Source organism: Paenibacillus sp. TC-CSREp1 (assembly GCF_050171015.1).
GTDB lineage: Bacteria > Bacillota > Bacilli > Paenibacillales > Paenibacillaceae > Paenibacillus > Paenibacillus silvae.
Map to the genome: position 1 here is coordinate 269,460 of NZ_JBNOKM010000003.1, position 12,612 is coordinate 282,071.

The 12,612-nt window shown below is 48.9% G+C and carries 7 protein-coding genes and 2 tRNA genes; all 9 read left to right on the forward strand.

Going from position 1 to position 12,612, the window contains the following annotated elements:
- Window positions 1–4: 4 nt before the first annotated feature.
- The 9 genes from ACQSGY_RS06070 (at window position 5) to pheT (ending at window position 12,582) form a co-directional block, all read left to right on the forward strand.
- Window positions 5–1,120, forward strand: a complete 1,116-nt coding sequence (locus ACQSGY_RS06070; RefSeq protein WP_427051113.1) for a DUF58 domain-containing protein — start codon at window positions 5–7, stop codon at window positions 1,118–1,120.
- A complete protein-coding gene (locus ACQSGY_RS06075; RefSeq protein ID WP_427051114.1) occupies window positions 1,117–2,508 on the forward strand; it encodes a hypothetical protein in 1,392 nt (463 codons plus the stop codon). The genes ACQSGY_RS06070 and ACQSGY_RS06075 overlap by 4 nt, the downstream gene beginning before the upstream one ends.
- 83 nt (window positions 2,509–2,591) lie before the next feature.
- Entirely contained in the window at window positions 2,592–3,548 is a 957-nt protein-coding gene (locus tag ACQSGY_RS06080) for an aldolase catalytic domain-containing protein (RefSeq protein ID WP_184184022.1), read from the forward strand.
- Window positions 3,549–3,857: 309 nt separating this feature from the next.
- Window positions 3,858–5,984, forward strand: coding sequence for a bifunctional diguanylate cyclase/phosphodiesterase (locus ACQSGY_RS06085; protein ID WP_427051115.1), 2,127 nt, complete (start codon window positions 3,858–3,860; stop codon window positions 5,982–5,984).
- Window positions 5,985–6,123: 139 nt separating this feature from the next.
- Window positions 6,124–6,197 (forward strand) — tRNA-Pro (locus ACQSGY_RS06090).
- 11 nt (window positions 6,198–6,208) lie between these two features.
- Window positions 6,209–6,279, forward strand: a tRNA-Gly gene (locus tag ACQSGY_RS06095).
- Between the two features lie 447 nt (window positions 6,280–6,726).
- Window positions 6,727–8,622 (forward strand): ribosomal protection-like ABC-F family protein, encoded by a 1,896-nt coding sequence (abc-f, locus tag ACQSGY_RS06100; RefSeq protein WP_427051116.1) that lies wholly within the window; start codon window positions 6,727–6,729, stop codon window positions 8,620–8,622.
- A gap of 424 nt (window positions 8,623–9,046) precedes the next feature.
- Entirely contained in the window at window positions 9,047–10,081 is a 1,035-nt protein-coding gene (gene pheS / locus ACQSGY_RS06105; RefSeq protein ID WP_289374735.1) for a phenylalanine--tRNA ligase subunit alpha, read from the forward strand.
- 47 nt (window positions 10,082–10,128) lie between these two features.
- Complete coding sequence (gene pheT, locus ACQSGY_RS06110) at window positions 10,129–12,582, forward strand: phenylalanine--tRNA ligase subunit beta (RefSeq protein ID WP_427051118.1); 2,454 nt, start codon at window positions 10,129–10,131, stop codon at window positions 12,580–12,582.
- Window positions 12,583–12,612 lie beyond the last annotated feature (30 nt).

Consider the following 12,612-nt stretch of genomic DNA (forward strand, 5'->3'; position numbering starts at 1 on the left):
GCTTATGGAACTTCTCTGGCTTGTTGTGGTTGGAAGCCTCATTATGGTGCTGCATGGTATATGGTTTGGGCGTCCAGTGCTGCGTAACCTCAAGTACAGCAGACAATTCAGCAAAATGCGCTGTTATGCCGGGGACGAACTGGAGATGATTGAGACGATATCCAATGAAAAACGAATCTCCGTTCCGTGGCTCAGACTGGAGGCGATGATGCCGGCTTCATTTATTTTTCGCACCGGCTCAGGCATGGATATCAGTCAAGGGAATATTTATCAGAACCATAAAAGTATTTTCACATTAAAACCCTATAATCGAATTACACGCACACATCCGTTTGTGTGCTCCAAACGTGGTATTTACAGGATGGATACAGCTACAATGACCGGTGGAGACCTGTTTGGTGTGTGGCGTTCCACAAAACCGATCCCTGTAGAGATGTCGATGATTGTGTATCCTTCACTTGTAAGCATAGAAGATATGCCGGCAATCTATCAGGTATGGCAGGGCGAGGTTGAGGTGTCACGCTGGATTGTGGAAGATCCGTTTCTGATCCTGGGTGTACGGCCTTACGGAGCCGGTGATCCAATGAATCGTATTCACTGGAAAGCCAGTGCGCGTACCGGTGAGCTGCAGGTGTACAAGCAAGGCTGGACCGCTGATCCCCAGTCCTGGATTATCGTCAATATTCAGGAATCGGCAGACATGTGGAGTGTAGTCACCCGGCCTGAGCTGATTGAACAGGCGCTTCGCTACGCAGCCACCGCAGCTACCGATGCGATCGGCAGAGGGCTGCCTGCCGGCTTTGCTCATAACGGATACAGAGCAGACGGAGGGCGTGATGTGCTTCGAATCGAGCCGGATTATGGAACACCACATCTGGAGATGTTACTGGAGGCTATGGCTGAAACCGAATTGAAATGTTTGGTGCCGATGGAGCAGTTTTTACAGGATGAGGTTAAATGGAGTGAAGAAGAGCAGCAGGTCCGCAGTTATTTGTTAATTACGTCCTATGTATCAGCAGCTATGGAGTATGAAATCATGCGTTTGCAGGAGCAGGGACATCGGGTAACCATTCTGCCTGTCGAGCAGTTGAAAATGAAAACAGAGGCGGTGGGCGCATGAACGAAAACGATGAAAGAAAGCGCACTCACAGCATCGCAATGCTTGCTTTATTAAGCATCGGTGTATATCTGTTTCCAATTATGACGATCACGTCGCTCTATGCTCACAGGTTGTTACCGTTTGTGTTATTTGGTTTATTTGTCATGACTGGCTGGTTTGTTCAATGGCTCCAGCATCGCTTCACCGGTTTTGTGGAACGCAGCTCGTTCGTTCGGAGTGCTGCAGCACTGGTCATCGGCACTTTGTTTGCTATCATTCCGGGCACGCTGTTGCATCTCTCCCTTCCAGTTATTATAACGCTGGCTGCATGTTCGATTACGGCATCGTTTACAGGCTTCCAGTACGATCACGGTTATCATTCCACGATGCTGTGGCGCTTGCAGATTATGGGTGTAATCAGTGCCATCGTGCTCACGATAGCGGCAGGTCAGGTTCAATTTTTGTGGCCAATGCAGATGTACACGATGTATATGTATGCCGCCGGCGTAATCAGCTTTGTGTTATGGATTGTTGCACAGTACAGGACACAGCTCGATCGGGCGGTGCTTAACGACGGGAGTCGGAGACTGGTGCTGCGGGAATTTACGCGGGCGAACCATCAACGGATCATATGGATGTTGGTGGTAATCGCGGGAATTGGTGCTTTTCCAAGTCTGGCGGCCTGGCTCGCACCGCTGCGTGATCGTGTGCTGGCGTGGATTCGAAGTTTATTGGGAACGTCGTCCCCGCAGCAACTGCCTGATACACCTCAGACTCCCAACGAGCCGATGACCTTGCCCGATGAATTGAAGGGTCCTCCTTCGGAACCTTCTATGTTCTGGGAGATTCTCAGCTGGGTTGTTTTTGGTGCAGCGGCGGCAGTGATGATCTGGCTTCTCGCCAAACTGGCAAGAGTGATCTGGAATAAACTTGAGGAACGATTCAAGGGTATGCTGCAGCCTGCCCAGAAAAGGGAAGCACCCAAAACAGAGTATGTAGATATCAGTGAATCGCTGGAAGTGCCAACGCAGGTTCGCAAGCGATGGTTCCGCAAAAAAGAATCGGTTCCGGCACAGAGCGGCGAACGTATTCGGTATTATTATCGAACATGGGTAAATCAGGCGTTACAGCGTGGAGTCGGGATCGAAAAGTCACATACACCTTTGGAGGCAGCAGAAACTATTATAAAAAGTGGCTCAAAATCTTCGGATAGAAACAGTGGCTTCAAATCATCGGATATAAAAAGCAGCTCCAAACCTTTGGCTGCGAAAAGCCATTTCAAACCTGGCGAGCAGGAACTGGCTGCACGGCTTCCTGCGGCATACAACGCTGTTCGGTACGGACGGAACGGGGAAGAATATCCGGATGTGATTGAGATGGATCGAATCTGGAAATCTTACAGTAAATAAGCCCGGAATCCCTTTACTTTTCTTATCACGTTCAAGTATCATGAGAGGAATACACAAGTTGGTCAGAAAAGGAGCAGACATTGATGAAGACAAATCATTGCAAAATTGTAGACTGTACCATCCGTGATGGTGGATTGGTGAATAATTGGGATTTTAGCGTAGACTTTGTTCAAAAGCTGTATGCAGGCCTGAACGAAGCTGGCGTTGATTATATGGAGATCGGCTACAAAAACTCCCCTAAATTGCTCAAAGGTGCAGAAGAAGCCGGACCATGGCGCTTTCTGAACGATGATTTTCTGCGCAAAGTGATTCCGCAAAAAGGAAATACCAAATTGTCTGCACTTGTAGATGTGGGCCGGGTAGATGAGAATGATATTTTGCCGCGTAGTGAAAGCATGCTGGATCTCATTCGTGTGGCTTGTTACAGCAAAGATGTGGACAAGGCGCTTGCATTGGTGCAAACATTCCATGACCGCGGTTATGAAACGACACTGAATATTATGGCCCTCTCCAATGTAATGGAGAATGAGCTGCTGGAAGCGTTTGAAATGATTAAAGACAGCTCGGTTGATGTGGTTTACATCGTGGACTCTTACGGCAGCCTGGATCATAACGATGTGAAATATCTGGTCGAGAAGTTCAAAACACATCTTCCGAATAAACGTCTTGGTGTTCACACCCATAACAATATGCAGCTTGCCTTCTCCAACACACTTGTAGCAGCAGAGCTTGGCGTTGAATTGCTGGATGCTTCTGTATATGGCATGGGACGTGCAGCAGGGAACTGTCCGACTGAACTGCTCGTAGCTCATCTGAAAGGAACTAAATATAATTTGCGTCCAGTACTTGACGTGTTGGAGCAGCTGATGGTTCCGTTAAGAGAAAAAGAAGAATGGGGATACATCCTGCCTTACATGATCACAGGTGCACTGGACGAGCATCCTCGTTCGGCTATGGCACTTCGTGCATCGGAAAACAAAGACAAAGTGGTTGACTTCTATGACAAGCTGACAACCCCTGAAGTGAATTTCGATAAATGAAAAATAGTCTGAAATAAGGTTGAAAATCAAAAAAACATGGTTTCTCACTTGAGAACCATGTTTTTTTAGTTCTTTGTTCCTTGTTTTTAGTCATTTTTATGAATAGATATTCCTACTTATAACTATTTTTTAGTTCACGAATGCGGATTTAAATGTTATTATGTACCAGATAGAACATGCAGAATATAGAATTAAACATTGGTCAATATATTTTTTTGTCGAAATGTGTAATATACTTGGTGAAATAGAGAAAAATAGCGTTATTCTTACACGTATTTCAGGATAGTGATCCCGGGAAGGAAAAAATGCATGAAGGTTAAAATGCAAGATCAGAGTCAAATAGGTTGGGTCGCCGCAGGCGGCTTATTGTTTTTCCTCGTAAGTCAATGGTTTCGTTCTTCTTCAAACTCTGATCTGATCATTTCGGGTTACCCGGTGTTAACATTGCTGGGTGGATTCGCTGCAGCCGCCGCTTGTATAGGTATCTACAATCAAAGCTGGCTGTTCCAGACCCAAAAATTGACGCTGCGCAGAGTGTTAATGACAACACTTTTTCTCATGGTGGGTCTATTTGAACTGGTTCATATCGTTTCATTTGCTGAAGAAGTTCCTTATAAAGCGATGATGGAATCCAACTTTTCCTTGATGATGACTACGATGGGATCACTGATTTGCTCCGCGGGTCTGTTATTCATTTATACGGTACAGGAGAAACAAGTTGCATTACCGCGCAAATTTTTTCTGTTTAGTGTGACACTGGGCAGCTTTCTCATTTTGTACATACTTGCTATCCAGGAATGGAACTGGATGCCCAAAATGCTTGATGGGCAGGAGCTTGGTGAAATATTCAATATTATGCACGGAGTAGCAGGCCTGATGTATGTCTTTAGTGCTCTCATTCTTTATACAGAGTGGAGAAAGTCCAGAGACTTCAATATTCCGCCTATACTCTGTGGTATACTTTGTTTCTTGTTAGCTCAAGGCTTTCTTGTATTCTCGGAGACAGTGGAAGATCTGAATCTGCTCTTTGGTATGCTTAGCAATTGTATGGGATACTTTTTCATTCAAAAGGGGCTTTACTCCTCTGTGGTGGACACACCTTTCTTGCAGCAGCAGGCAGCTGAGGCCAAAATGAATTATATCGCACATCATGATGATGTAACGCGTCTTCCGAATCGCCGTCGTCTTACCCAGCAGCTGAAAGTGATGATGGATGAGGCTGTTGCGGAGGAGAAGCTCGTTGGTGTGCTGGTGCTCAATATTAATCGGTTCAAAACAATTAACGATTCACTCGGCCAGCAGGCAGCTAATCGGGTGTTACATCAGGTTGGACAACGCTTGAGACAATCTTGTCTCCCGGGAGAAGAGGTATTCGGATTGGGGCGAGACGAGTTTGCCCTGACGATGACAGACTTTTACGGCACGGATACCGCGGTGCGCCGCACACGATCCATTCTGCAGCTCTTTGAGAAGCCTGTCATGGTGGATGGGAACGAGTATCATCTAACATTAGGTATCGGTATGGCCATTTTCCCTTACGACGGGAAATCTCCGGAAGAGATGATACAGAATGCAGATACCGCACTGCACAGTGCGAAGGAACAGGGGATAGAGCTTAACCGTTACGCACATGCGATGCAAATGAAGGCACAGGAGCGCTTGCAGCTGGAGAATGATCTGCGTAAAGCATTGGTTCGTAATCAATTTTACCTGGTATACCAGCCTCAGGTGAATCTGCAGAGCGGACTGGTTGTAGGCATGGAGGCGCTGGTCAGATGGCAGCATCCGGAGCGAGGCTCCGTATCGCCAGCAGAGTTTATTCCGCTGGCGGAGGAGAGTGGACTGATCGTTCCGCTGGGAGAATGGGTTCTGCGTGAGGCATGTGCTCAGAACAAGCGGTGGCAGGACGCGGGATATCGTAAATTATGCGTGTCAGTCAACCTCTCGATGAGACAGTTCAGACATTCCCATCTGCTCGATAGTATCAATAACATCCTTAAAGAGACGGGGCTGGAGCCTGCATGGCTTGAACTGGAAATTACCGAGAGTATGACGTTTGACAAGGATCGGGCTTTTGAACAGCTTCGTAAAATTAAGGAGATTGGTGTACATATCAGTATTGATGACTTTGGTACAGGATATAGTTCATTGCATTATCTCAAGGATTTGCCGATTGACAGGCTCAAGATTGACCGTTCTTTTGTCAATGAAATTATGGAAGATAGCAACAACGCCGCTATTGTATCCACCATCACTTCGATGGCACACCATCTGCAGCTGAAAGTGACAGCTGAAGGGGTAGAGAATGAAGATCAGATATTGTTTTTGCGCAACCAGCACTGCCATGAGGCTCAGGGGTATTTCTTCAGTCAACCGATTGAAGCTGCCGTTTTCGAGAAGAAGTTCCTAAGGGACATAGACATACCTGCGGGGTAAGAGCAGCAGGGCCGCGAGAGCGTTCCTGCCTTTTGGTACCCTTTTTTATGGTAAAAATCGTAAAAGAACCTTGCGCGTTCTTATGGATCATGTTATATTAAGTTTTGTAAAATTACTGTTAACTTCCATTGGAATTTAACGGGACGTAGCTCAGCTTGGTAGAGCACCTGGTTTGGGACCAGGGGGTCGCATGTTCAAATCGTGTCGTCCCGATCGTTCATTTTGCGGGTGTAGTTCAATGGTAGAACTTTAGCCTTCCAAGCTAATAGCGTGGGTTCGATTCCCATCACCCGCTTCATAAGCAGCACCGGAAACCCTTGGATTCAAGGGTTTTTCTTTTGTTCATTTTTAAAGATTTGCGACAGCTTATTTATTGAGATTGGCTTTTTTTCAATGATCTGGTACAATAGCGAGGTATTGATACTACACATGAATGAGAGGTAACCATACGTCCCATGAAGTAAGACACATGAATTGAACCCCAGTTAACTGCACATTGATGTATGACGCAGTCAGCCGAGCGGCTGAGCAATGAGGGGATTCGTGTGTCCAGATTCAGCTATGGGAATGGTATGGGACCAATGAGAAGAGCGGGCTTGGAAGCTTTGCTGTACTCCAATTTGGGTTTCTTTGTTCATGCCATTGTAGACCTATGTCTGTATTTGAATGCCTGATTCCATAACAATTGCTAAACCGCCGGCTGATGCCAGCGGTTTTTTTGTTCAGGAAAGGATGAGGACTCATGATGACATTGGTACGCTTGCATGAAGTATCAAAAGAGTGGAACGGACATGAATTGTTTGCAGGATTAAACCTTGAAATTAACGAGGGCGAACGCCTTGCTATTCTGGGTCGCAACGGCTGCGGCAAAACCACCTTGTTACGCATTATATTAGGTGAGGAGCAGGGAGGTGGACGGATCGATCGGCATCTTCCGCTGCAGGAATGGGGTTTTATGCGCCAGCGAACAGACGTAACGGAAGACATCCAGGTGCTGGATGCAGTACGCCGGGAGAGTGGACGGATTGACGAGATCAAACGTGCACTGGAAGACATGGAGCATCGGTTAAGGGATTCAGATGCAGAGGAGGACACTTCTTTGCTTGACCAATATGCTCGCTCTTTGGAAGAATATGAGCAGCTGAACGGGTATATGTGGGAAACAGAGGTAGAGAAGGTGTTGACCCGGCTTGGTCTGACGGCAGAGCATTGGGGCAGGCCTTACCACTCCCTTAGCGGCGGTCAGAAAACGAAGGCTCGGCTGGCAGGGCTTCTAGTGAGCAAGCCCAGGTTTCTGATTCTGGATGAGCCAACGAATCATCTGGACGAAGAGAGCATGCGCTGGCTGGAAAGCTGGCTGTCTGCATATGAAGGCACGGTGCTGTTTGTATCCCATGACCGCACGTTTATAGATCAGGTGGCCACAGGTGTCATCGAATTCAGCGCCGATCGGCTAACCAAATACAAGGGCGGTTACTCCGATTACAAAGCCCATAAGGAGCGTGAGCTCAAAGAGCAGGAGACGATCTATCGCAAGCAGCAGCTGGAACGCAAAGCGCTGGAGGAAACGATTCGTAATTATCAGCAATGGTTTCATAAAGCCCATAACTCGGCTGGAGACCAAGAGGTGAAGATCACCCAGAGCTTTTACAAGGCCAGGGCCAATAAAAATATTTCGCGTTACCACGCCAAACAGAAGCAGCTGGAACGGCTGGAGAATGAACGGGTGGATAAACCGCGTGAAGCAGCCAAGCTGAACATGGAACTGCAGATGAGCACACTTGGTGCGCGGCAGCTTCTGGCGCTGGAGGGAGTCAGCTTTTCCTATAAGCCGGAGCAGTCTTTGCTTTGTGATATTCAAATAGCAGTGGAGCGCGGGGATCGGCTTGCGGTCCGCGGACCAAATGGAACAGGCAAAAGCACGCTGCTGAAATTAATGATTGGAGAGCTGCAGCCTTTTCAGGGGCGGGTCACCCGGCATCCGCAGCTCCGCATCGGTTATTTTTCACAGGAGCTGGAAGGTCTGCCTGAACACATGACATTGCTGGACAGTCTGCTTGTGCTTCCCTCGATGACACAGAGCGCTGCGCGCACGATTCTGGGATGTTTTTTATTTTCAAGAGAAGATGTGTTCAAGCGTATTGGAGATTTAAGCATGGGGGAGAAGTGCAGGGTAGCGTTTCTGCGTTTATACTTTGGCGGTGCCAATCTGCTTGTGCTGGATGAACCGACGAATTATCTGGATATCGATACGCAGGAAGTGATGGAAAATGTACTGAAAGAAGCTTCCGGCGCGTTGGTTCTTGTATCTCACGATCGCATGTTAGTCCGAACACTGGCGAATCGTCTGTGTGACTTGAAGCCGGACGGATCGGCATCACTCTTCGAGGGTGGTGTAGCCGATTGGGAACAAACAGTGCGGCTGCGGGATTCTGCGCTGGATACACGGGATTCGGATGATGAACGGCTGCGTCTGGAGATGAGGCTGTCGGAGTTGCTTTCCCCAGTCAGTGCCGCCGGAGCTGAGCGGTTGAACACTGCCGAGGATGAGGAGAGACGGGAGTCGGAAGCCGCCGAGATTCGTATGATCCAGCAGCGATTGAGAGAACTGAGGAATCAGGGGAACGCTGCAAATTAACATCTGGGCAAGCTTGCTATTTCGTCGTATTTTGCATATAATAATGAACGATCATGCGATCATTGGTATGTATAAGCATAAGTTTAACTTGAGCAAACGTATTGATGGAGACAAGTAAGCAGTGCCTCTGGACAGGGAGGAAGCGCCATAGATTGAGAGCGTTTCTGTAGAACCAGGCTGCTGAAATTCACTCCGGAGCGGTTCCCTGAACCTGTTGATGTGTGTATGCACGGAAGCGACAGTAGGGGTAAACGGTTAACGGTCGTTATTCCGTACAGAGTGAGACAGAACGTGCTGCGTCGGATATATAGTTCGATGTGACAACGGGAGTCTAACAAGGGTGGTACCACGGTCTTTTCGTCCCTTTTGGGGAGAAAAGGCCTTTTTTTGTTGCAATAACAGCATTTAAAGGGGGCAATTACACATGAAAGAACGTTTAGAGGCATTGAAGATCGAAGCGCTGGAGCAGCTGTCCGGCGTAACCGATCCGCAGACGCTGGCCGATCTGCGTGTAAAGTATTTGGGCAAAAAAGGTGCATTGACTGAAATTTTGCGCGGCATGGGTGCACTTAGTGCAGAGGAACGTCCAGTCATCGGGCAAGTCGGTAACGAGGTGCGCGCAGCCATTGAAGAGGTCATCAACAGCAAGCAGGAGCAATTCCAGAAGGAAGAGACCGCGAAGCGTCTGCAATCCGAGAAGATTGACGTAACCTTGCCAGGACGTCGTGGACGTCAAGGCGGTCTGCACCCGCTGACCAAAGTGGTGCAGGAGATCGAAGATATTTTCATCGGCATGGGATATCGTGTAGCGGAAGGTCCAGAGGTTGAGATGGACTATTACAACTTCGAAGCGTTGAATCTGCCTAAAAATCACCCGGCCCGTGATATGCAGGATTCCTTCTACGTGACAGAGGACCTGCTTATGCGTACACACACCTCACCTGTGCAGGTTCGTACGATGCAGAGCATGAAAGGTGAAGTTCCCGTAAAGGTCATCTGCCCGGGTAAAGTATACCGCCGTGATGACGATGATGCGACGCACTCCTTCCAGTTCCATCAGGTAGAAGGTCTTGTGATCAGCGAAAACATCCGCATGAGTGATCTGAAAGGAACACTGCTGCAGTTTGTGCGTGAAATGTTCGGAGCTCACACGGAAATTCGTCTGCGTCCAAGCTTCTTCCCGTTCACCGAGCCAAGTGCTGAAGTTGATGTAACCTGCGTGCAGTGCGGCGGCAGCGGTTGTCGGGTTTGCAAACAAACAGGCTGGCTTGAAATTTTGGGCGGCGGTATGGTTCACCCGAAAGTGCTTGAGATGGGCGGATATGACCCGGAGAAATACAGCGGTTTTGCCTTTGGCATGGGGGTAGAGCGGATTGCGATGCTCAAATACGGCATTGACGACATTCGTCATTTCTACAACAGTGATCAGACGTTCCTGAAACAATTCGGACGGCTGTAATTCAAATAAACGTCAAACCAATATATAGATTAAGGAAGTGAACATGCATGAGAGTATCGACAGATTGGCTGTCTGATTATATTTCGCTTGAAGGTGTGACACCACAGGAGCTGGCAGAGAAAATTACCCGTGCAGGGATCGAAATTGATGTTGTGGAGAACCGCAATCAGGGCGTAAACAAGGTCGTTGTGGGCTACGTCAAAAGCAAGGAGAAACACCCGGACGCGGACAAACTGAATGTATGTGTTATCGATGCAGGACAAGAGGAAGATCTGCAGATCGTATGCGGCGCAAAAAATGTAGATGCGGGTCAAAAGGTGGCGGTAGCCCTTGTAGGTGCGAAGCTCCCTGGCGGTCTGGATATCAAAAAGGCGAAGCTGCGCGGCGTGGTATCGCTCGGCATGATCTGTTCCGCCAAAGAGCTGGGCATGAACGACAAATTGCTGCCGAAGGATCAACAGGAAGGTATTCTGGTTCTGCCGGAGCAGACCGAGATTGGTACGCCGATCAGCCGGGTGCTGGGTCTTGACGATCATGTGCTGGAGCTGGATCTGACGCCGAACCGCTCCGACGCTTTGAGCATGCGCGGTGCAGCGTACGAAGTGGGAGCTATTCTGGGACGCGAAGTGACGTTGCCGAATCCGAAAGAGCAGCTGGTCGAAGCTGGCGATGAAGCCGCTAAACATATTTCTGTAGAGATCAAAGCTCAGGAGCAATGCAGCCACTATGCGGCTCGTTATGTGACTGGCATCAAGCTGGGTGCTTCCCCGCTGTGGATGCAAAACCGTCTCGTTGCAGCCGGCGTACGTCCCATCAACAATATCGTGGACATTACGAATTATGTGATGCTGGAATATGGTCAGCCTTTGCATGCATTTGACGCCGATAAGCTGGAAAATGGACGCATTGAGGTGCGCATGGCGCATGAGGGCGAAACGATTGTGACGCTGGACGGTCAGGAGCGCAAGCTGGAGCCGCACATGCTGCTCATTACCGATGGCGTAAAACCGGTTGCCATCGCAGGGGTGATGGGCGGTGAAAACTCCGAGGTATCGGAGGGCACCGTAAATCTGCTTCTGGAGTCCGCCAAGTTTGACGGCGGAACGGTGCGGAAGACGTCGCGCCAACTGGGGCTGCGTTCCGAAGCAAGCTTGCGTTTTGAAAAAGAGGTGGACCCGGGGGCGGTCATTACAGCTCTGGATCGTGCGGCTGAACTCATCCAGCGTTATGCGTCAGGTATTGTGCATCAAGGGATTGTGCAGGCTGGAGCGGAGGCTTCCGAGAAACGTGTCATTCAAATGTCGCTGAGCAGGCTCAACCGTTATCTGGGTACAGACTTGTCTTTGCTAGAGGTGAAAACGATCTTTGCCCGGTTGCATTTTGCTTGTGGTGATGCGGAGCAGGGAGTGCTGGACGTTGAGGTGCCAACGCGCAGAGGAGATATTACGCTGGACGTGGATTTGTTTGAAGAGGTTGCCCGTCTGTACGGGTATGACAACATTCCAACGACATGGATCGAAGGCCCGACGACACCGGGAGCATACACACGTCCTCAAGCCATTCGTCGTACGATTCGCAGTGTAATGTCCGGCAGCGGCTGGCAGGAAATGATCAGTTATTCGTTTGTGCACCCGGACAAAGCGGTGTTGTTCCCTGCACTGACACAAGGCAGCAAAGCGGTTAAACTGGCAATGCCGATGAGTGAAGATCGCAGCGTGCTGCGTACGAGCATTTTGCCACAGATGCTGGATGCTGCTGTATATAACATGAACCGGAAACAGGATTCACTTGCGGTGTTTGAAGTGGGCAATGTGTTCTTCACGGAAGAAGAAAAGCTGACCAAGCAGCCGCATGAAATTCCGGTACTCGCTATGCTGCTTACAGGCAATCGTGCAGCGCAGCAATGGAATGTCGGGGCAGAGAAAGTGGATTTCTTCGACTTGAAGGGAGCGCTTGAACATCTGTTTGCTTATCTGGGATTGGGGCAACGAATTCGTCTTGTGGCGAACAGTCCGGAAGGTTTCCATCCGGGGCGTTCTGCCTCCGTGCTCCTGGACAGCAAAGATGGCAGCGAGAGTACGTTGATCGGTACAATTGGTCAACTGCATCCAGAGCTGCAGCAACAGTATGATCTGAACGATGTTTATGTGGCTGAAATTGCCCTTGAGGCGATATATAAAGAAGCTGATGCGGATATTCGTTATCGCGAGCTTCCGCGCTTCCCGGCTGTAGAACGTGATATCGCTGTAGTGGTAGGCAAGGATATTGAAGCTGGAGACATGCTGCGCGTTATTCGTGAATCCGCAGGTGAACTGCTGGAGACTGTGCAGGTATTCGATGTATTCACAGGCAGCAAGCTTGGTGAAGACAAGAAAAGTGTGGCGATGGCTCTCGTATACCGGAACCGTGAACGTACGCTGACGGATGAAGAAATTACGGAAGTCCATGCACGTGTTGTCACACGTTTGGAAGAGCAATTCAACGCAGAACTGCGCAAATAGAACTGAAGTCAATTTTTTGAATAGAGATTA